Source organism: Noviherbaspirillum aerium, assembly GCF_008929045.1.
Taxonomy (GTDB): domain Bacteria; phylum Pseudomonadota; class Gammaproteobacteria; order Burkholderiales; family Burkholderiaceae_D; genus Noviherbaspirillum; species Noviherbaspirillum aerium.
Genome location: NZ_VFAH01000019.1, coordinates 33,950 through 53,101, shown reverse-complemented (window position 1 = coordinate 53,101; position 19,152 = coordinate 33,950). Strand labels below are relative to the sequence as shown.

Here is a 19,152-nt window from a genome sequence, read left to right as displayed (position 1 = left end):
GGCACGCTTGATCGAATGCAAGAACGCAAACTCGGGAAAGCCGGGGCAGTCTCAATGAGGTTCCATTGCAGGCTTGGCTTGCGTCAATATCGACGCCGCTTCCGATTTTCCCCGTCCCCGAAGGCCAATGACGACACTCCTGTTCGCCGGCACCATCTTTTGCAGCGCCTTCCTGCTGTTCCTGGTGCAGCCCCTGATTTCCAAGCAGATCCTGCCCTGGTTCGGCGGTTCGGCGGCGGTATGGGCAACCTGCATGGTGTTTTTCCAGGTGGTCCTGCTCGGCGGCTATGCCTACGCCGACTGGCTCTCGCGCCATCTGACGCCGCGGCGGCAGGCGATGGTCCACGGCGCGCTGCTGGCGCTCAGCCTGCTGTTTCTTCCGATCGCCGCCGACCCCGCCTGGAAACCGGAGTCGGCGGAAGATCCGGCGCTGCGCATCCTGCTGCTGCTCGGCGCAACGATAGGCCTGCCGTATTTCCTGTTGTCCACGACCGGACCGCTGGTGCAGTCATGGATTGCGCGCACCTTGCCCGATGCCAGGGTCTACCGCTTCTATGCGCTGTCGAATCTTGCCTCGCTGCTGGCGCTGGTGTCCTATCCGTTCCTGGTCGAGCCATCGGCGGCGCTGCTCACGCAGGCCAGGCTGTGGTCTGGCCTGTATCTGCTGTTCCTGCTGCTGTGCGCCGCATCCGCGATGGGTTTCGCGCGCGGCGCCGCGCCCGGTATCGATGCCGGCAACAACAGCAAGGGGAGCGATGCGTCGGATGAAGCGCCGCCGCGCCTGCGCGACTACCTGACCTGGCTGGCCCTGTCGGCAATGGGCTCATGGACCCTGCTCGCCGTGACCAGCCATATCACGCAGAACATCGCGCCCGTGCCTTTCCTCTGGCTGCTGCCGCTCACGCTCTACCTGCTGAGTTTCATTCTCTGCTTCGAAAGCGACCGCTGGTACAGGCGCGCGATTTACATTGCGCCGACCGCGGTGGTCGTCGCATTCTGCGCCTATGCGCTGCAGCATGCCGAGCTCGGCCTCAATCTCAGGCTGGCGGTGCCGCTGTATGCGCTTGGCCTGCTGCTGATCTGCATGCTGCTGCATGGCGAGCTGGCCCAGATGCGGCCGAAAGGGCGCTATCTCACGCGCTTCTACCTGATGCTGTCGCTGGGCGGCGCGCTCGGCGGCATCGCGGTCAGCCTCATCGCGCCGCGCGTGCTGCCCGCCTATTTCGAACTCGGCATCGGCTTCGTCATCGTCGCCTGCCTGGCGGCTTGGGTGTTTCGCCGCAAGCCGCTGCAGACGATGGCGATGCTGCTGCTGGCCGCGGCCTGCGGTTATTTCGTGCATGCGCAAATCAATCTGTACCGCAAGGACATGCATGCCCTGGTCCGCAATTTCTACGGCAGCCTGCGCGTGGCCGATGCGCGGCAGGGCGATCCGCGCCATCATGTGCGCGGGCTCTATCACGGCGTGATCCGGCATGGGAAACAGTTCCTCGATCCGCAGCGCAGCCGCGAACCGACCAGCTACTACGGCCGTGAATCAGGCATCGGCCTGGCCATCCGGCATGCCGGGGAGGCGCCGCGCCGGGTCGGCCTGATCGGCATGGGCGCGGGCACCCTGGCCGCCTACGGCCGGGCGGGCGACGTGTACCGCTTCTATGAAATCAATCCGCAGGTCATCGATATCGCGACGCGCGACTTCAGCTTCCTGCGCGACAGCCGGGCACGCATCGAGACCGTCCTTGCCGACGCCAGGCTGGCACTGGAAAAGGAGGCGCCGCAGCAATTCGACGTGCTCGCCGTCGATGCCTTCTCGGGCGATGCGATCCCGGTGCACCTGCTCACGCGCGAGGCGATGGCGATCTACCGCCGCCATCTCCGGCCGGGAGGCGTGCTTGCCTTTCATGTCACCAACCGCTACCTGAAGCTGGCGCCGGTGGTGCGGCAGCTGGCCGACGAACAGGGGCTGGCGTCGGTGCTGATTCATGACGACGGCATGCTCAGCACGCGGCACAAGACCGACTGGGTGCTGGTGTCCCAGGATGCCGCCGCGCTGCGGCACCCGGCGCTGGCCAAGGCAAGCGTGCCGATCGGCGACATACCCGGCCTGCGTCCCTGGACCGACGATTTCAACAACCTGTTCCAGGTGCTCAAGTAGGCCGCGTTGCCGCTACATCATGCCGTCATGCCCCCGGCTTGCCGGCAATGCTGCAGCGCGCATCCTTGTACGGGCCATCCACTTTTTCCCAGCCGCTGCCCGGCGGCGTCTGCGAGCAGATCAGCGTGCCGTCCATCTTGCTGCGCCATTTGTGCCATGCCGCCGGCGCCGACCAGGCGATGCCGCAGTCGTACTGGATGGCGAAGAGCAGCAGCGCCGCGCGCAAGACTGATTTGAGCGGAGTCATGCGGCGCCGGTGAATAGTTGACATGGATCGCATGACGCCCTCATGTCGTGCAGTTTTCATGAGTTGCAACAATTGAATAAACGATATGGATCATAAGTCGCCGCTTCCTTCCTTTGCATCATGGTGTTCATAAACGCGGTTGGGAGCATCGTTCCCATCGCATTGAACATACAGGGGGAATGATGATTCGCGCAAGTGTCGTACCGGCGGTGGTACTGGGAATGAGTCTGGGTCTGGCAGGATGCGGGGGCGGAGGCGCCGACGGTGGTGGTTCGCCGTCGCCGGGTACTGCCGGCAGCATCAACTCCAGTGCAGGCGCGGGCAGCGTCAATGGCAGCACGCAGACAGGCAACGGAAATGCCGGCAGCAAGCCGGGCAGCGGCGATGCTGCCGGAAGCGTGCAGAACGGGACCGGCAGCACGGGCAGCACAGGCGGCACAGGCGGCACAGGCGGCACAGGCGGCACAGGCGGCACAGGCGGCACAGGCGGCACAGGCAGCACAGGCAGCACAGGCGGCACAGGCGGCACAGGCAACACAGGCAACACAGGCAGCACAGGCGGCACAGGTAGTACAGGCAGTACAGGCAGCACCGGCAGCACCGGAACCACACCCGATGCCAATTGCGTGGACATCAGCCGCTGCCTCAATTTCACCTCGGTGAAGGTGGCTCGCTACAAGGACAACAAGGAAGCCGCCGCATCGTACACCTTCGATGACGGCTACCGCACCAGCGCGGCCATTGCCACCCTGTTCGAAAAGGCGGGCACGCGCGTGACGTTCTATATCATTCCGGGACTTGTCGCCAGTACCGACTGGGCGATGTGGCAGGACCTGAATCGCCGCGGGCATGAAATCAGCAACCATTCGATGACGCATCCGGACTTCGTCGCCACCCCCATGACGGACCAGATGCTCGATACCGAGATCGTGCAGTCGCAGCGCCTGATCGAGCAGAAGGTCGGCGTGCGCCCGCTGAGCTTCGCCTTTCCTTACCATCTCTCGACCACCCGCGCGATGGCTCTGGCGCAGCAAAGCCACATGGCGGTACGCAAGATGGATATCGGCGAAGCCGGCTACCGCTTTGCTTTCTTCGATACCGAGCACGGCACCGATCTGGCCGGCACCCTGCGCACGGTGAACCGCCAGCTCGATGAAGCGGTGCAGCTGGGCGGATGGTTCGTCGCGGGAGGGCATGGCATCGACGGCGACGGCTGGAGCCCGGTGACCACCGACTTCCTGCAGAAGCACCTGGCGCATGCGGCAACCTATGCGCCGCGCCTGTGGACCGATACCTTCGCCAATGTTGCCCGCTACCGGCTGTGCCGCGATAGCGTCATGCCGGAAGCCCAGGTGCTGACCTCGAACAAGGCCAGCGTGCGCCTCGCGGGCTCCTTCAATGCGGCTACCTGCACCGCGCCGCTGACGGTGACGCTGCCGGTCACCGCGATGAAGGAAGGATGCAAGCTGCGCGCGCGCGGCGCCGACGGCACGGAGCTGCCGGTCGTGATTCAGGGCAGCGTCGCCTATTTCAATGCGAAGCCGGGCGATACGGTGTCAATCGAACTGGTACCGGTGGTGAAGTAAGCCGGCGCAGCAGGCTCAACGCGGGAGCAACAAGGAAGTAACGCGGGGCAACGCCTGCGTTGCCCCGCGCAGCCGCAGCCGCCGTTCACAGCATCAGTTCGAAGTGATAGCAGGTGATGTTCATCCTGTTGCGCAGATAGAAGCGGTGCGCGCCGTGCCGCTGCACGCCGGAATCGAGATGCAGCTCGGTGCAGCCCTGCGCCTTGCTGTGGCGGCCGATCCAGTCGAGCAGCGCCTCGCCATAACCGAGGGAGCGCTTCTTTGCATCCGAGATCAGGTCGTCGACATACACGTAGTGTCCCCAGGCCAGCGAACGGGAGATGTGAAATCCGGCCACGGCGCGGACCGCATCGCCGTCGTGCAGGAATGCCAGGCGATAACCGGATTCGTTCGTCTGGCGCCGGACCTGCGCAACATACTCGTCTTCCTTGAGGTGGGGGCGCAACTGCACCATGACGCCGAACGTCGATGCAATGTCGGCATCGGTGTCGGCCAGTCGAATGTCATGCATGGCGATTCCTTGTAGAGGTAAATGAAGTTTGATGATGCATCAATAGCGGGCTTACTGCCCGAGCGGCGCGAGCAGGTCGCCGACCGTGCGCAACTGTCCCACCGTTTCCATGTTGAACGCCGGGCGACCCAGCGCCTGCTCGACATCGAGCACCATCATGATGAAGGCGAGCGAGTCGATGCCGAGATCGGTCAGGCTGTCGGCCGGCTGCAATGTGTCGGCGGGACGTTGCGCGGCGCGCGCCACGATGTCAAGAATGATGTTTTTCTGTTCCGAGCTGTTCGTCATGAGGGAACTCCTTCTCTTTCTTCTCTTTGGGTTGTGGGAACGCCGGCAGCCATGCTGCCGCGCATCGGTTCGCGCAGGATCTGCGCCGCATTGTCATAAAAAATCCACCCCAGTTCCTCGTCGCTCAGAATGCCGCGGCGGGCGCAGTCGATGAAGGCATCCACCCATTGTTTCTGGCCGCCGAGGATGCGGTGAATCGGCCAGTCGGTGCCGAACAGCAGCTTGCGCAGCAATCCGCCGCGCTTGTGCTCCAGCAGAATGGCATCCAGGTCGCCGCGCCGCCACTCCGGCTGGAAGCCCGACAGATCCATGTAGACGTTGGGCCGGTATGCCGCCAGCATGCCGGCTTCCTGGCGCCAGACGACACCCGCATGGCCGAGGATGAAATTCACCCTGGGAAAGCGGAATGCGGCATCTTCGACATCGTCGGGGCGGGTGAAACGGAAAGACAGGGTGGGCGAGGTCGGGCCGATGTGCGACAGCACGGGAGCGCCGTATTTTTCACAAAGCTCGTAGAACGGATACAGCTCATGCACGGAGGGGGAATAGCCGCAGGGCGGATATATCTTCAGCCCGCGGAATCCCCAGTCGCGCAGCGCCTGTTCGACCAGTTCGAGTCCCGCCTGCCCGCGTCGCGGATCGATGCCGGCAAACACGATGAAGCGGCCCGGATGTCTTTGCATCAGCTCCCGGTGCATCGCATAGACCTCCCGCAGCAGGTCGGGCTGGTCCGGATAGGCGAAGGCGAAATCGACGATCAGCAGCACCGTCTTGGCAATGCCGGCGCGGTCCATTTCCGCAATCAGCTTGTCGCACCGCGGGTCCTGGTTCAGCCGCCTGAACATCGCATTGAGCGCATCCCGCTGTCCGGCGGGCGCGTCCGGCGGCAGCAGGCGTTCGAGGTTGTCGACCCAGCCGTCGAAGAAGCGCACCGGCAGGACGTCTTCCGTGGCCGCATGCGCATGGCTGTCAATGATCAGCATGTGGCTACCTCGCCGTTCTCCGCGTGCAGGGCAAGCGCGAGCAGTTCGCGGTGCGCAGCCTTGCCCGAGGGCGTGCGCGGCACGCGCTCGATGAAGACGATGCGGTCCGGCATGTAACGCGGCGTCAGGCGCCGGTGCACGATCGCCTCGACATGCGAACGCGGCATGGGACGGCCGTCGGCGGTGACGATGAAGGTCCAGGCGACGTCCGGCTTGCCCGGCTGGCACTGCACGATGCTGGCGCAGTCCACCACGCCGGGCGCATCGAACAGGCAGCGGTCGAGGTCGTCCAGGTAGACCTTTTCGCCGCCGCGGATCACCATGTTTTTCTTGCGTCCGGTGACGTAGATGTAGCCGTCGGCATCGATATGCCCGATATCGCCGCTGAGGAACCAGCCGTCGTCATGGAAGGTTTTCGCGAAGCGGCCCTCGTGGTCGCGGAAATAGTGCTTGCGGATAACGGACGGCCCGCGCATCGCCAGTTCGCCGGTGATGCCGGCCGCCAGCTGCCTGCCGTGCTCATCCATCACGCAGACCTCGATCCCGGCGGGCAGGCCCACCGAGCCGGCGCGTATGGCCGTGCGCGGCGAGATCGCGGCGAAGCAGGTGGTTTCGGTCAGGCCGTAGCAGGGCACGATGGGATGGCCGAAGAGTTCGAGATAGGCGATGCGCGTGCTTTCCTTGAGCGGCGCGGCGCCGGCGACGGCGAACTGCAGGCTGGGCACGTCGCGCCAGGCGCGCAATGCGCTGCATGCCTCGAAGACCACCGGCGCGGCGCTGTACGATTGCACGCCATGGCGGCGGAATGTCTCCACCACGGGTTTGAGCTTCTGCAGGTCGAAGGAATCGACCAGCACCGTGCGCCCGCCCAGCAGCAGCGCCGGAAGCAGGTCGCTGATCAGGGTGAAGGTATGGAAGCGCGGCAGCAGGCTGCCTGCCACCCATCCCGGCTGGTAGCCGAGGGCGCCGATCGCGTGCCGCACGTTGGCCGCGATGTCGCGCCAGCCAAGCCGCACGCCTTTTGGCTCTCCCGTCGTTCCGGAGGTATAGATGAGCAGGCCGGCCTGTTCGTCGGCGGCGCCGGCAACATCGGCAAGGGCCGCCACGACGGCGCTGGCTTCGGCCATGCCGGAAGTGCCGAAAATCTCGTTCCAGCGCAGGCAAGCTGTTCCCTTTACCGCGCAGGCGTCCAGTCCCTCGGGCAGGGCGGCTTCGTCATCCAGGATCAGCAGGTCGGGGCGCGCATGGCGCAGCTGTCCTTCCAGCATGCTCGCCGACAGGCCCGGATTGAGCGGATGAATGGTGATGCCATTGGCCAGCCCGGCGATGATCGCCAGGGCCTGGTGCAGCGGCCGCTGCGACCACAAGCTGACGCAGGCATCGGGCGCAAGCCCGAGGCGCGCCAGCGCCGTGCGCAGGTTGAGCGCTTTCGATACCAGGTCGCGGTAGGAAAGATGCACCTCCGCCATGCCGTGGCGAGCTTCGATCAGCGCGGTCTGTTCCACCTGGGCATGCCGGCACAAGATGCGGAACAGCGTCGACAGCGGCCGCCTGGGCACCTGCTCGTGCGCATGTTCCATCGCCGCGCAGGATGCCGAAAAATGTTCGCGGAACCATTCCTTGCCGAAAGCCGTGACGGGCACCGCGCGCCGGTTCTTCAGCTGGTAGTCGGCGAAGGCCTGGCAGGCGGCGCGCACATAGCCGGAATAGTTCAGCGCGAGGAACAGCTCTCCGTCGGTGTAGGCATGTCCGCTCTGGCGGAACAGGCGCAGGTCGACCAGGCCGGGATAGACCCGGCCGTTCATCAGGATGGGCTCGGGGCAGCGGATGGTGTTGCGCACCTGCGCATGCACATGGCCTGCATGATGCTGGTCGGACCAGATCGCAGTGTCCGGCATGCGCGGCGGCAGATAGAAATGCCGGTCGGCGGGAACGCTGGCGCGCGGGCAGTGGCCCGGCGTGTAATGCCAGCTGTTGAATTGCATCCGGCCCGAACAGGCATACAGCATCTTGATCAGCATGTCGGGCTGGTGCCGCAGGCGCGCTTGCAAGGCCTTGCTCGGGAACACCGCGCAATAGTGTTCGCCGGGCGCCCAATTGCAGATATCCTCCCAGGACTGCGCCGCGAATGCCTGCTGCCAGCGCAGCATGTCGCGGAAGCCCCGGGTCAGGCCGACGTCGCTGCCGGTCGCTTCGACGGCGCTGTCCACGATCGCCTGCAGCAGTCTTTCAAATGCGTGCATGCCGGTGTCATCGCAGGCGAAATCGTTTGCCGCCATGCGCGCGATGCAGGCCTCGAACAGCCGGTCCAGGCTGTCGAAAGCATCCGCATCGACGCCGCAGGAGGTGGCCAGATAGCGGCGCAGGTCGGCAGGCATCATTCTCGCGCCGGCGGGCAATGCCTTGCGCTCCACCAGCCGCTCTTCCTTGTAGAAAGTCAGGCCGTTGACCCATCGGTACGTGAGCAGATCTCCGGCCGTCTCGCCGCGGTAGCGCGCCAGCAGGCGCGCCTTGTCGGCAATGGAAGCGGCCGGCACGCAGGCGAGCCAGGGCGCGCGCTCGCGATAGTCGCGCAAGCGCTGATCCAGGTAGGCGTCCAGAGTGGCCGGGCTCAGCTGGCGGGCATTGAATTCCTCGCCCCGGCAGCCGGCAACGCGCAGCCAGTAAAGGCAGAACACCATGATGCGCTCTTCTTCGGTCCAGTCCTGAAGGCGCATCCGCGGCGCCCGGTTGAAGAAGCAGTCCGGAAGGCTTGCGCCATTGCGCGCCTGCAGGTTGTTGTACCTGCCGACATTGGTGAGGGTCTTGTCGCCGATGTACAGCAGCAGCGGATCGGTATGGTCCAGGGTCTCATGGACCTCGTAAAGGCAGGCCGACAAGGCCTCCTCATCGCAAGCCGCGAAGAAGGCATCCATTTCCGCATCCTTGGCGCGCAGCGCCTGCCGCAGCTGCGCGGCGCGCGCGTCGATCGCCGCGTCCAGCGCATGCGGCACATGCACATGCCCGATAAGACGGCATTCCGGATCGGCGGGCGCGGCATCGCTCAGCCAGAGTCGTCCATAGCTCCACACCCCGAGGGCGTACGGCTTGCCATCGCTTCCTTCCGCGGCAGCCGGCCGTGCGGCATGCAGGGGCAGGCCAGGCGCGATGTCGAGCAGCGCGGCCTGTAGCGGCGTCAGCGATTCGAGGCCGGACTGCAGGTCGGCGCGGCGGCCGAACGTGAGGATGTCTTCGACGGCTGCCCGCAGGCTGGCGCCGCGCTGGAGCCGTTCGACGATATCGTCGAGAATGAACTGAAATCCCGCTTTGGGCAAATCACGTTCTGGTGTGGAATGCATAGTCGCTCCTTCCGGGTTCCTTCGTTGATCCAGTTGATGCATGAGGAAGGCGCCGCTGCCGCCGGCGCCGTTTGGCGGCACCCGCTCCTTCAATTCGCCTGCGCGGCATCGCTTGCGGAATGCCGCAGCCGGAGAACAAGCGCGGAGTAATAGGTGTTGCCATGGCCTATCAACAGGAAATGCGCACCCGCCAGCGGCTTTCTGGTTTCGCAGTAGTCATGCAGATTGATGAAGCTGTCGGCGCTCCACACATGGCCGTAGCGCAGGGTGTTCTCGATATGGAAGTCCGCATGCGTGAATCCGTACAGGCGAAACAGCGCGGCCATCATCAGGATGTTCATGTTGTTGAGCAGCACGCACTTGACCTGCTCGCGCTGTACGCCGGCCTGGTCGAGCGCGCGTCCAATGACGCGTCGGCTGGCGGCCGTACTGGTGGCGATTACATCCTGGATCGTGGTCTGCTCGCCCTCGGTATAGGAAACGATCTGGTCCATCGCCAGCAGGTCGAAGTCGGCGGTGTCGTTATCCCTGGTAAGGACGAAGCTCACGGCGCCGTCGCCGAAGACGTTCTCCGGCGTGGCGCCCGGCGCAGTTCCTTCCAGTCTTCTTCTATCGTCGCGAAGCAGATTGGTTTCGACCACCAGCACGTTGCGGTAACCGTCAACCATGATCATGTTGCGCGCCACCCTGAGCGAGCTGGTGACATTGGCGCATCCGGCCAGTGTCACGCCGACGACGGGAATGTGGTTCATGCCCAGGCGCGAGAGGATGGCGTAAGTCAGTTGTTCGGGGTAAGAGGTCCATTCGCGCAGTTCGGAGAAACCAATGACCACCGCATCGATATCGCCTGCCTGCATGCCGCATTTGTTCAGCGTCGCCTGCGCGCAATGCGCGGCCTGCTCCGGCAGCGAGATGTCGGACCGGGAAAAATTTCTGAAGTGAGCGGCCTTGAAGCGCTCAAGCAGCTCGGCGTTGTTCGCCAGACAGGACAGTTCCTGGATTGGTACACTGCTGCCCACGTAATAGGCAATGCCCCGCAGGCCGATGGGAAGGCTGGCGCCGGGAATAGTGCTGTGCTCGGTGTCCTGCATTGCGTCTCCGTCTTGTCATGGCCGCACATGAAAGACGCTGAAGCGGGCTTTCATGCGGAGGGAATGCCGGAGTCGGTATTCCCTCAGCCAATCAATGAATGATTGTGATATCGCGGATTCGGCTTCTCGAACCGAGCGGGGCCCGTCCATCAGCACAACGGCGCATTTGCCCGGGCACTGGCCGAGGACTGGCCGCGCGGAAGAGAAGTCGTTTGCCGCGTTTCGATCTCAGCGAGTCACCAGTGGCTCACACCGGATCTTTGCCCTGGTTGATCATATCCAGGATCTGTTGCTTCACCTCGGGAGGCAGGCCGTCGAGGACTTTTTCGAGGCTATTGCCGCCATCGCCGCCGCCACCGCCGCCGCCTTTATCCGGATCGCCGGCCTTCTTGCTGCAGCCTTTATCTTTTTCTTTTTCGACAGCTTGACCACCGCCACCGCCACCGCCGGGAGGAATTGCTGGTACGCCCATAATTTGCTCCTTAAAATAAATAGTTGGTTGTAACTTGTATGTCGCACAACGTTGTGCTTCTATGGGTGGATTGGCGAGTGGGGGCAGTTCCCGAATATTTTTCATGCAATGGAAGTAATTGCATGCTTTCTCAAGCAGTGGCGGGCGGCGCGGCAAGCGGCTTGCGCAAGGCATGAGGCGTGAAGCGCTGCGACCGCGCATTCGAAAGCGGCCAGGAAATCCGCGCGTATGCAAGGCCAGGATTGCGCGGATTAAAGAGGATGACGAAGCCAGCACCGACCAATTGCTTGGCCATTCCCTTATCGACCTTGGTGCTTTGGCGAATACCTTCGGATCTTGTTTTCCACGATGGAAAACGCGCTAGTGAGTCTGATGAAGTTGTAGCCAGGCAGGCAGGTATTTAAGACGTCAGTAGTCTTGCGGCACCGCTTTTTTCGCGCCGGATGAATCTTTGGCAAGCAGCGGCTGTCTACATGGATCGGAGCGTTTTCGCGCTGACCGGCCTGGTCAATCTGTCCGGGATCGGCAGGCAGGTCAGGGTGAAAACGCGCTAATGCTTGGGGTGGATTGCGAATGCGCGTACGGCTGTCCCGGCCTGCCACGCATACCTGGACAGACCGATTCTTCCTTGCACTCGCTCGCAATCCGCTCTAATTTCCAGACATAAACCGAGGGTTCATCATGACAAATGCAAGCACAGGAAATACCGGCGGCACGCCGCAGGATCCGAAAAAAGGAGCGGCCACCGAAGCCGATGCCAAGTCCGTCGACGGCCAGTCGGGACGCAGCAATCAGACCAGCCATGATGCCAAGAGCCATACCAAGGCGGGCAGCGATGAGGGGGCAGGCGGCGGCAAGAAGCAGGAACGCCATCATTGATGAGGAAGGCCTGCTTGCAGCAATCGCAAGCATGAAAAAAGGCACCGTTTAGCGGTGCCTTTTTCATGCCTTGCAAATCAGCAGATCATCAGATCCGCGGATCATGTGAATGCCGGTCCATGTCGTGCAATGGCCTGGGCCTGTTATTACTTGTCGAGCTGGCGCAGCAGCGCTTCGGTGACATCGACAATCGACTTTGATCCGAAGTCCGCGCCTTCAACCGCATCTTTTGCCTGTTCGGGTGCCGCCGGCTTGCCGGTAAGCTTTTCCATCAGGCGCGCAAACGCACTTGTTGCACTGATATTGGCGGAGTTCATTCTGCGATCCTGCATGACATCACCTTGCCGAGGCCTAAAGACATCTTAGTTTCCGCTTTCAAAAAATGGTTCTGCATTGCAACGGATTATTTTGTATCAGAAGCTTTGGTGCTGAGGCTCCGGGTCTTCGCAGTCAGGCATCAGCCGCGCTGTTGCCGGTTGCCAGTTGCCGGTTGCAACACTTGAATGACATTTGAGCAACACTTGAGCCGTGCCGGCAGACGCGTTGATCGGTTGGATCGCGCATCTTTCAAAAGTTGCATGGCTGCGTATTTTTCCCGTCCGCGACGCATCAAGGCCGCGCGGCCGTGCCGGCATGCATGGGACGGCAGCCTGGCCGGGGAGGTGTGAACACCAGGTAAAGTTTCCGCATTCGATTTACGCTATGATCGATAATCTTGTTCAATTGATAGGAAGAGTTCATGGCAACATTCAAATCGAAGACGGGACGGCACTGGCTGCTGTCTGCATTGTTTGCCGGAGCGGCCGCTTTGAATGGCGTCCTGCCGGCTGAAGCGCTGGCCGCCGCGCCGGCCAAGCAAACCACGCAGGTCCCCGGCTTCTACCGGATGAACCTCGGCGACATCGAGGTCACCGCGCTCTATGACGGCTATGTCGCGCTCGACACCAAGCTGCTCAAGGGAGCCAGCGCCGACGATATCCAGGGCCTGCTTGCCCGCATGTTCATTGCATCGAGCAAGGGCGTGCAGACGGCGGTCAATGCCTACCTGATCAATACCGGCAGCAACCTCATTCTCGTCGACACCGGGGCCGCCAAATGCTTCGGCCCGACGCTCGGCGTCATTCCCGACAACCTGCGCGCGGCAGGCTACGACAAGGCGCAGATCGACACCGTGCTGCTGACCCACCTGCACGGCGATCATGCTTGCGGACTGCTGGCCGCCGAAGGCCGGCCGGCCTTCCCGAATGCCACCATTTACGCGGCCGAGGATGAAGCCGCGTTCTGGCTGAACAAGGACGTTGCCGCCAAGGCGCCGCAGGAAGTGCAGGCCTTCTTCAAGATGGCGCACGATGCGATCGAACCCTATGTCGCGGCCGGCAAGTTCAAGCAGTTCAATCCCGGCGATACCATCCTGCCCGGCGTGGTTTCGGTACCGGCGCAGGGACACACGCCCGGCCACGCCGGCTACCTGTTCGGCAAGGACGCGGACCAGCTGCTGGTCTGGGGCGACATCGTGCACAGCCACGCGGTGCAATTCGCGCGGCCTGAAGTCGCGATCGAATTCGACGTCGACAGCAAGAAGGCGATCGCCACCCGCAAGTCCATCTTCGCCCGGGCCGCGAAGAACAAGCTCTGGGTCGCCGGGGCGCACCTGCCTTTCCCCGGCATCGGCCATGTGCGCGCCGAAAAGAAGGGCTTTTCCTGGGTGCCGGTCGAATATTCGCCCTTGCAGCAGAAGTGATTCCCTGCCGTGCCGGCCGCCGCGCCGGCACGGATGTCTGCGGCCTCCGCTTGCTCCGGTCCGCGCTACCTGGCTTTCCCATGAAAGCGGAGAGGCATCACCGGAGCGCCCGCGTCATGCCAATCCCAAGCCATTTCATCGCCTGGCCTGTGCGGCAGGCATGCGCCAGCTCAAGCCGCCGGGATGATTCGCCATGCCCGCGGTCCAATCCGGAATTCCTTCCTTTCCGCTACGCATGCCTGCATATCATCCCGCTTCCTTTATCTCCCTTGCCTGTCTTCCGCGCGCGGCGCTGCTGTTTTTCCTCCATGCCATGACCGTGGCCGCCGATGCCCGCGCCGACACGCAGCCCAGGTGGGAAGTCGGCCTCGGGCTCGGCGTCCTGAGCGTGCCCGATTACCGCGGCGCCGATACCCGTTCCAGCTATCTGCTGCCCGCGCCTTACTTCGTCTATCGCGGCGACATCCTGCAGGCCGACCGCAGCGGCATGCGCGCGGCGCTGTTCGAAAACGAACGGGTGGAAGTCAACCTGAGCCTGAATGCCAGCCTGCCGGGGCGCAGCGACAACAATGCCCTGCGCCAGGGCATGGAAAAGCTCAGGCCCATCCTGGAAGCCGGCCCGACGGCGGACCTGCGCTTATGGAGCAGCGAGCGCCGGCATGCCCGTCTCGACCTGCGCCTGCCGGTGCGCGCGGCGCTGACGGTGGAATCTTCGCCGCGCCATGTCGGCTGGCTGTTCTCGCCCAACCTGTTGCTGCGGCTCGACGATCCGGCCGGCTTCGCGGGATGGAAGCTCGGGCTGCAGGCGGGGCCGGTCTATGGCTCGCGCGAGTACAACGGCTATGTCTATGGCGTTGGAGCGGCAGAGGCAAGACCCGGCCGTCCGGCCTATTCGGCGCCAGGCGGCTATGCCGGCATGCAGGCGGCGGCCACGCTGTCCAAGCGCTATTCCCGTTACTGGGTGGGAGCCTTCCTGCGCTACGACCACTTGGGCGGCGCCACCTTCGCCGACAGCCCGCTGGTGCGGCAGCGCAGCGCTGTCACCGCCGGCCTTGCGGTCTCGTGGATATTCGGCCAGTCGGCAGCGATGGTGCAGAGCGACGATTGAATCGTCATTCTTCGGGAGAGTCGCCGCCGATATAGCGCGGATCGGGCGCGATATAGGCCATGATGCTGCGGTCGAGCAAGCCCGGCGGCGCCACCCGCTTGAGATCGAAAGCGGACACGCTGCCGGCCCCGGTAAAGCTCCAGGCGAAGGACTTGCCGCCGACGTCGAACCGGACGATTTCCCCGCCGGTCACATTGACCCAGCGTGTCGCGGGCGTGATGGCGATGGCATACTGCGCGGCCTCCGGCGGCGCCGGGTCGCCGAGCAGCCTGACCGGCGTCTCGAGCGCCGGGACGGCAGGCGATGCGAGCGACACCGCAAGGGCGCCGATGGCTGCCAGCAGGGAAGTGGTTTTCATGACGGACTCCGATGTTGATGCAGAGATGATGCAGTGATGCGGGAAGCGGCAGCGCGGGCCCGGCTCAGCCGCCGGCGTGCTCATGCGGCTGGTCTATCCTGCCGCGCCATGCTCCCGTCTCCTGGCCGCGCGCTTCGATAAAGCGCTTGAAGCCTTCAAGGTTGTCTTCCAGCTTGCGTTCCAGCAGGCCGAGCACGCTGGCAATGTTTTCGGCGATGCCCTGCGGCGCATAATCCATCTGGACCGTGACCCGGGTGCCGCCGGCGCCGAGGTCCTGGAAGGATACGATGCCGGCGTTGGGCGCGCCCGAGATGCTGCGCCATGCAATGCGCCGGTCGGGCAACTGCTCCGTGATCTCGGCTTCCCATTCCTTGGTCCTGCCGCCGATGTCGGCGCGCCAGTGCAGCCGGGTGGCATCGAGCTGCCTGACTTCCGTGACGCCATCCATGAATTGCGGAAACTCCCTGAACTGCGTCCATTGGTTGTAGGCGGTGCTGACAGGTACATTCACCTGGATCGATTTTTCAACGAGTGACATGGTCACCTCCGGTTTCCAGCTTCCAGTTGCGCGTTGCCATAGATTGCCGCTCATCGCCCGGCGCGGGCGTGCTCCGGCATTCCTGTCATGGCTTCCATGGTTCCCTGGTTTGGACATGCGATGCGCCTGCAAAGATTCAGCGCGGGCTCAGCGTTCATGCGCCCGCTTGAGTTCCTGCAAGGGATAGCGCGTGCCGCGCCAGTCGATGCCGTTGCGCGCCAGCGCCAGCAGGCTGCCGCGCCACCAGATCAGCAGTTCCACCAGGCTGACCAAGGGCGCGTACAGCAGGCAGCGCCAAGGCCAGCCGCGCGCATGCAGCAGGTCGGCGTACAGCAGCATGCCCGCCAGCACGGTCGCGATGTTCAGCCAGCGGGCGGCGCCTTCGGTGGCGAACATGCCTATCCATGGCCATACCCGCAGCGCCAGCATCAGCACGCTTACCGCGATCAGCTGCAGCAGCTGGTAATCGAAGGCGGAGAAAATGTTCTTTTCCATGCCGCGCATCATGTCGCGCGTGGTCGGATACCACTCGATGGCCACCATGTCGCCGCCAAACAGCGCATGCTGGCGAAAGCCATGCGCCTTGATGCGCTTGCCGAGCATCATGTCGTCGAGCACCGCCAGCGGCATCGCGGCATGGCCGCCGATATCGAAGTAGGCATGGCGCCGCACCAGGTTGAAGCCGCCGACGCCGACATAGCGTTTCGGCGAGTCGGCCACCTTCCAGGGCTTGAAGCGCGACATGAAGGCGGTGGCGAAACTCAGGATCATTACCCGCAGCAGGGGCGGCCGCGCGATCACATCGAAGAACAGGGTCAGGTGATCGACCCGCCTGTGCTCGCAGTAGGCGACCGCGCGCCGCAATGCGCTCGGCGCGAACACGGCGTCGGCGTCGGTGAACAGCAGGTAGTCGCCGCGCGCCATCTGCGCGCCGCGCTGCAGCGCATGGTTCTTGCCGAGCCAGCCGGCGGGCAGCGATTCCAGGTGCAGCACGGTAAGCCGCGCATCTTCCGCCGCGATGCGGTCGAGCACGGCGCCGGTGGCATCGGTGGAGCGGTCATCGATGGCGATGATTTCCAGCCTGGGATAATCGATGCGCAGCAGCGAGCGCATGGCGGGCTCGATCGTGCCGGCCTCGTTGAGCGCCGACACGATCACCGAGACCGTGGGCAATGCTTCGTCGTCCCGGGCCGGCGGCATGTCCCTGAGCTGGGCGATCTTGCGCCAGCCGAGCGCGACTTCCAGGCAGATGCCGCCGACGATCAGGAAACTCGCCAGCGCGAGCCAGAAGGCCGCATCGTGCATGGTCAATGACAAGGGCGATCCCGGTCCGCGCCGCGCTTTCGGGCCATGGGGCTCTGGATCTTAGCGCGCGCTGCCGCCCGACGGCGTGCCGGAGGCCGGGGCCGCGCCCGAGCTCGTGCCCGCCGACGAACCGGCATTGGCACCCGCCGAGCCGCCGGCGCCGCCGCTGCTGGAGCTGCCGCCGGTCGCATTGCCGGGGCCGCCGCTCGACGGTCCGCTCGGCTGGGTGCCGGGGATGTTGCCGGAAGCGGCCGTCTCGCGGCCGGTCTGGGTCTCGCCCGGGTTGGACTTCACCGCCGACTGCATGCTGGCCAGTTCCTGGCGGATCTGCTGCTGTGCACCCGTCGCGCCGAGATCCGGCCACTTGTTGTCGGTGAAGCCTTTCGCGTTTTCCACCACCTTGCGGTCGATGTTGAGCAGCAGATCAAGGTCGGGCCGGCTGGGATAGGTAAAGGCGGAGAAGGGCACGGCCACCAGCTTGTCGCCGGGGCTCCAGGATTTGTCCACTTCCATCACCACATACGATCCCGCATTGCCGAGATTGAGCACCAGATCCTCGATTTCGCCGGCGTCATGCGCGGCGCGGTCGTTGATGTCCTTGCCGATCAGATACTTGGCCGACATCAGCTTGGCGCCCGCCGGGGTATGGCGCACGGTTTCTTCCTTGAAGAAATAGCGGTCCACTTCTCCGCGGTAGCTGTCGCGGCTGAAGTTCGCTTCCTTCTTTTCATCGTAGCTCGGTGCCTTCTTCAGCTGGTCGGCGGTGGCGTTGAGAATCACGCCGTCCTTGTCGCTGCCGACCTTGAAGCTGGCGGCCGGCACCGCCACCATCCTGTCGCCGACGCCGAGCGCGCCGCCGGCGGACAGCACCACATAGGCGGCGCGTTCATTGTTGATATCGACCATCACGTCGTCGATCTTGCCGAGCTTGTCGCCCTGTGCATTTTTTACATCCATGCCGATCAGCTTGCTGGCGCGCATGTCGCGCGAAGTGCTCTGGCCGGTGGAGGACCGCACGGCGGGGGCGCCGGTCTTGCCTTGGGCCTGTGCCTGTGTTTGTGCTTGTGCCAGGGCCGGTGCGGAAAGGGCCATGCCGCACGAAGCGACCACGGCCGCCGCGATCAGCTTTCTTCCATTTTCGATTTTCATTATTCAGACTCCTCAAGAGACTCGAGACATGAACGCCCGGAAGTTCCAGACGCTCCTTGCCTTGTCTTGAGCAAAATCCGAGCCCAGCACACGGAAACCGGTAATGAATGGGGGTGAAAAAGGGGGTTTTCTAGGACAACTTCATGCCGGCGGCGTCGGCATCGCGCTCGGCCAGTTCCTGCCAGCATGCCAGGCAGTCCGCTCCGGCTTCGGCGGCAAGGCATTCCGCCTCATCCATGCCGATGCCGCCGCTGTGGGCCAGGGTGCGAGTCTTGCCCAGCAGGTCCGCCTGCCTGACCGCCGGCGCCAGCGACGGCGTGGAGGGAGAAGTAACAGGGGAAGCGGCCGAAGCGGAAGGAAGGCCAGTCTGCCCGGCGGCTTCCACCACCGGGGCGGGAAATGCCCATTCCCTGCCGACCCGCACGGCAAGACGGCGTGCATTGTCTGCAAATACCGCGCAAAATTTTCCCGACTGAAGAGTTTCCCTGCCGTCATGGATCTGGTCCATCGCGCGCAGGGCAACCATCATGCCGACGTTCTGCAGCAGTCCTGCCAGGAAGACCTCGAAGGCATCGGCGCCGCGCCGCGCGGCCAGGCAGCGGCAGGCCAGGGCGGTATGGGAAGACAGTTCCACCAGCCGGGGCGCGGCGGACCGGGTGAAGTGGCCGGACTGCTGGCCCAGCACGGGCTTGAACGCGACGCTGGCCACCAGCAGGCGCAGGCCGTTCTGGCCGAGCAGCGCCAGCGCCTGTTCGATGCTGGTGATGGCGGCGCGGCGGCGGTAATAGGAGGTGTTGACCTGGCGCAGCACCGCGGCCAGCAACACCGGGTCCTGGACGATCTGCTGCGAAAGCCGGGCATTCGACACATCCTTGTCGCGCAGGCTTTGCAGCAGCGTCGGGATCACCGCGGGCATGCGCGGCACCAGGTCCGACACCGATTGCTCGCTCCCGCCCGCGATGCGTTGCAGCGCCCGCGCCAGGCGCACCTCGGTGTCATTGGGCCGCAGGCCGGCGCCGGCATCGATGCCCAGCAGCCAGGGATGGAACAGGCCATCGATATCGGAGGCGGAACGCGCCAGCATGGTGGTCGCGGTGTCCAGCGTCGCCGGCGGCGAGGCGTCTTCCATTGCCTCGGCCGGGGAGGGCTCCGGTTCGCGGCCCAGCAAGCGGTTCAACCAGTTTTTCATCAGCACGGCATCGGGAAGGAATCCGCTCCGGGATGGGGCGGATGGCGGGGTAACGACGGGAAAGTATAGCCTGCCCGGCTGTCTCGGTCTGCATCCGCGGCATGAAACCGCAGGGCCTGCGCGGTGCATGGCCCGTGCCAATCACGGAATTGGCCTCGACGCCGCCTGCGCGGCATGTTTAAATCGGGGCGTATTGCTCCAAAACAATTGACTT

Annotated in this window: 18 protein-coding genes; 5 read left to right on the top strand and 13 right to left on the bottom strand. The window is 64.2% G+C overall.

All coding sequences use genetic code 11. The features are described from left to right. Positions 1 to 127 precede the first annotated feature (127 nt). Positions 128 to 2,155, top strand: a complete 2,028-nt coding sequence (locus FH061_RS22055; RefSeq protein ID WP_151638000.1) for a spermidine synthase — start codon at positions 128 to 130, stop codon at positions 2,153 to 2,155. Positions 2,156 to 2,180: 25 nt separating this feature from the next. Here the strand turns inward: FH061_RS22055 and FH061_RS22050 are convergent, their stop codons facing one another. Then, on the bottom strand, positions 2,181 to 2,426 hold the full coding sequence (locus FH061_RS22050; RefSeq protein WP_225984804.1) for a hypothetical protein: 246 nt from the start codon (positions 2,424 to 2,426) through the stop codon (positions 2,181 to 2,183). Between the two features lie 155 nt (positions 2,427 to 2,581). On the opposite strand from FH061_RS22050, the gene FH061_RS22045 reads away from it, so the two are divergent. Beyond that, a complete protein-coding gene (locus FH061_RS22045) occupies positions 2,582 to 3,988 on the top strand; it encodes a polysaccharide deacetylase family protein (RefSeq protein ID WP_151637999.1) in 1,407 nt (468 codons plus the stop codon). An 85-nt stretch (positions 3,989 to 4,073) separates the two neighbouring features. Here the strand turns inward: FH061_RS22045 and FH061_RS22040 are convergent, their stop codons facing one another. The 6 genes from FH061_RS22040 to FH061_RS22015 all read right to left on the bottom strand — a co-directional run bounded on the left by FH061_RS22040 (position 4,074) and on the right by FH061_RS22015 (position 10,776). Beyond that, complete coding sequence (locus FH061_RS22040) at positions 4,074 to 4,499, bottom strand: GNAT family N-acetyltransferase (protein ID WP_151637998.1); 426 nt, start codon at positions 4,497 to 4,499, stop codon at positions 4,074 to 4,076. A 51-nt stretch (positions 4,500 to 4,550) separates the two neighbouring features. Beyond that, on the bottom strand, positions 4,551 to 4,787 hold the full coding sequence (locus tag FH061_RS22035) for an acyl carrier protein (RefSeq protein ID WP_151637997.1): 237 nt from the start codon (positions 4,785 to 4,787) through the stop codon (positions 4,551 to 4,553). Beyond that, positions 4,784 to 5,770: an amidohydrolase family protein gene (locus tag FH061_RS22030; RefSeq protein ID WP_151637996.1), complete on the bottom strand. Its 987-nt coding sequence runs from the start codon at positions 5,768 to 5,770 to the stop codon at positions 4,784 to 4,786. Before FH061_RS22030 ends, FH061_RS22035 begins: the two co-directional genes overlap by 4 nt. Then, the gene (locus tag FH061_RS22025; RefSeq protein WP_192805196.1) at positions 5,764 to 9,108 is read right to left on the bottom strand and encodes a class I adenylate-forming enzyme family protein; all 3,345 of its coding nucleotides are present in this window, start codon (positions 9,106 to 9,108) and stop codon (positions 5,764 to 5,766) included. The genes FH061_RS22030 and FH061_RS22025 overlap by 7 nt, the downstream gene beginning before the upstream one ends. Positions 9,109 to 9,197: 89 nt before the next feature. After that, positions 9,198 to 10,199 carry a 3-oxoacyl-[acyl-carrier-protein] synthase III C-terminal domain-containing protein gene (locus FH061_RS22020; RefSeq protein ID WP_151637994.1) on the bottom strand — a complete coding sequence of 334 codons (1,002 nt, stop codon included), beginning with the start codon at positions 10,197 to 10,199 and terminating at the stop codon, positions 9,198 to 9,200. 247 nt (positions 10,200 to 10,446) lie between these two features. Then, positions 10,447 to 10,776 (bottom strand): hypothetical protein, encoded by a 330-nt coding sequence (locus FH061_RS22015; protein WP_151637993.1) that lies wholly within the window; start codon positions 10,774 to 10,776, stop codon positions 10,447 to 10,449. Positions 10,777 to 11,352: 576 nt separating this feature from the next. On the opposite strand from FH061_RS22015, the gene FH061_RS22010 reads away from it, so the two are divergent. Beyond that, on the top strand, positions 11,353 to 11,550 hold the full coding sequence (locus FH061_RS22010) for a hypothetical protein (RefSeq protein ID WP_151637992.1): 198 nt from the start codon (positions 11,353 to 11,355) through the stop codon (positions 11,548 to 11,550). 146 nt (positions 11,551 to 11,696) lie between these two features. Here the strand turns inward: FH061_RS22010 and FH061_RS30650 are convergent, their stop codons facing one another. Then, positions 11,697 to 11,867, bottom strand: coding sequence for a hypothetical protein (locus FH061_RS30650; RefSeq protein WP_192805195.1), 171 nt, complete (start codon positions 11,865 to 11,867; stop codon positions 11,697 to 11,699). Between the two features lie 422 nt (positions 11,868 to 12,289). Here FH061_RS30650 and FH061_RS22005 point away from each other — a divergent pair, with 422 nt between their 5' ends. Together FH061_RS22005 and FH061_RS22000 are read left to right on the top strand one after the other, a co-directional pair. Next, positions 12,290 to 13,291 (top strand): MBL fold metallo-hydrolase, encoded by a 1,002-nt coding sequence (locus tag FH061_RS22005; protein WP_151637991.1) that lies wholly within the window; start codon positions 12,290 to 12,292, stop codon positions 13,289 to 13,291. A gap of 235 nt (positions 13,292 to 13,526) precedes the next feature. Further along, entirely contained in the window at positions 13,527 to 14,399 is an 873-nt protein-coding gene (locus FH061_RS22000; RefSeq protein ID WP_225984802.1) for a MipA/OmpV family protein, read from the top strand. A gap of 4 nt (positions 14,400 to 14,403) precedes the next feature. On the opposite strand, the gene FH061_RS21995 is transcribed toward FH061_RS22000, so the two are convergent. The 5 genes from FH061_RS21995 to FH061_RS21975 all read right to left on the bottom strand — a co-directional run bounded on the left by FH061_RS21995 (position 14,404) and on the right by FH061_RS21975 (position 18,938). Beyond that, entirely contained in the window at positions 14,404 to 14,757 is a 354-nt protein-coding gene (locus FH061_RS21995) for a CzcE family metal-binding protein (protein WP_151637990.1), read from the bottom strand. A 64-nt stretch (positions 14,758 to 14,821) separates the two neighbouring features. Next, positions 14,822 to 15,295 carry an SRPBCC family protein gene (locus FH061_RS21990; protein WP_151637989.1) on the bottom strand — a complete coding sequence of 158 codons (474 nt, stop codon included), beginning with the start codon at positions 15,293 to 15,295 and terminating at the stop codon, positions 14,822 to 14,824. Positions 15,296 to 15,442: 147 nt separating this feature from the next. Next, positions 15,443 to 16,612, bottom strand: coding sequence for a glycosyltransferase (locus FH061_RS21985; RefSeq protein WP_151637988.1), 1,170 nt, complete (start codon positions 16,610 to 16,612; stop codon positions 15,443 to 15,445). Between the two features lie 48 nt (positions 16,613 to 16,660). Further along, a complete protein-coding gene (locus FH061_RS21980) occupies positions 16,661 to 17,749 on the bottom strand; it encodes a PRC-barrel domain-containing protein (RefSeq protein ID WP_151637987.1) in 1,089 nt (362 codons plus the stop codon). Between the two features lie 130 nt (positions 17,750 to 17,879). Beyond that, complete coding sequence (locus FH061_RS21975) at positions 17,880 to 18,938, bottom strand: HDOD domain-containing protein (RefSeq protein ID WP_192805194.1); 1,059 nt, start codon at positions 18,936 to 18,938, stop codon at positions 17,880 to 17,882. Positions 18,939 to 19,152 lie beyond the last annotated feature (214 nt).

What these genes read in the sequence shown, in the direction of transcription:
- FH061_RS22055 (WP_151638000.1), top strand. Translation starts at nt 128, where the DNA reads ATGACGACACTCCTGTTCGCCGGCACCATCTTTTGCAGCGCCTTCCTG.
- FH061_RS22050 (WP_225984804.1), bottom strand. Translation starts at nt 2,426, where the DNA reads ATGTCAACTATTCACCGGCGCCGCATGACTCCGCTCAAATCAGTCTTG.
- FH061_RS22045 (WP_151637999.1), top strand. Translation starts at nt 2,582, where the DNA reads ATGATGATTCGCGCAAGTGTCGTACCGGCGGTGGTACTGGGAATGAGT.
- FH061_RS22040 (WP_151637998.1), bottom strand. Translation starts at nt 4,499, where the DNA reads ATGCATGACATTCGACTGGCCGACACCGATGCCGACATTGCATCGACG.
- FH061_RS22035 (WP_151637997.1), bottom strand. Translation starts at nt 4,787, where the DNA reads ATGACGAACAGCTCGGAACAGAAAAACATCATTCTTGACATCGTGGCG.
- FH061_RS22030 (WP_151637996.1), bottom strand. Translation starts at nt 5,770, where the DNA reads ATGCTGATCATTGACAGCCATGCGCATGCGGCCACGGAAGACGTCCTG.
- FH061_RS22025 (WP_192805196.1), bottom strand. Translation starts at nt 9,108, where the DNA reads ATGCATTCCACACCAGAACGTGATTTGCCCAAAGCGGGATTTCAGTTC.
- FH061_RS22020 (WP_151637994.1), bottom strand. Translation starts at nt 10,199, where the DNA reads ATGCAGGACACCGAGCACAGCACTATTCCCGGCGCCAGCCTTCCCATC.
- FH061_RS22015 (WP_151637993.1), bottom strand. Translation starts at nt 10,776, where the DNA reads ATGAAAAATATTCGGGAACTGCCCCCACTCGCCAATCCACCCATAGAA.
- FH061_RS22010 (WP_151637992.1), top strand. Translation starts at nt 11,353, where the DNA reads ATGACAAATGCAAGCACAGGAAATACCGGCGGCACGCCGCAGGATCCG.
- FH061_RS30650 (WP_192805195.1), bottom strand. Translation starts at nt 11,867, where the DNA reads ATGAACTCCGCCAATATCAGTGCAACAAGTGCGTTTGCGCGCCTGATG.
- FH061_RS22005 (WP_151637991.1), top strand. Translation starts at nt 12,290, where the DNA reads ATGGCAACATTCAAATCGAAGACGGGACGGCACTGGCTGCTGTCTGCA.
- FH061_RS22000 (WP_225984802.1), top strand. Translation starts at nt 13,527, where the DNA reads ATGCCTGCATATCATCCCGCTTCCTTTATCTCCCTTGCCTGTCTTCCG.
- FH061_RS21995 (WP_151637990.1), bottom strand. Translation starts at nt 14,757, where the DNA reads ATGAAAACCACTTCCCTGCTGGCAGCCATCGGCGCCCTTGCGGTGTCG.
- FH061_RS21990 (WP_151637989.1), bottom strand. Translation starts at nt 15,295, where the DNA reads ATGTCACTCGTTGAAAAATCGATCCAGGTGAATGTACCTGTCAGCACC.
- FH061_RS21980 (WP_151637987.1), bottom strand. Translation starts at nt 17,749, where the DNA reads ATGAAAATCGAAAATGGAAGAAAGCTGATCGCGGCGGCCGTGGTCGCT.
- FH061_RS21975 (WP_192805194.1), bottom strand. Translation starts at nt 18,938, where the DNA reads ATGAAAAACTGGTTGAACCGCTTGCTGGGCCGCGAACCGGAGCCCTCC.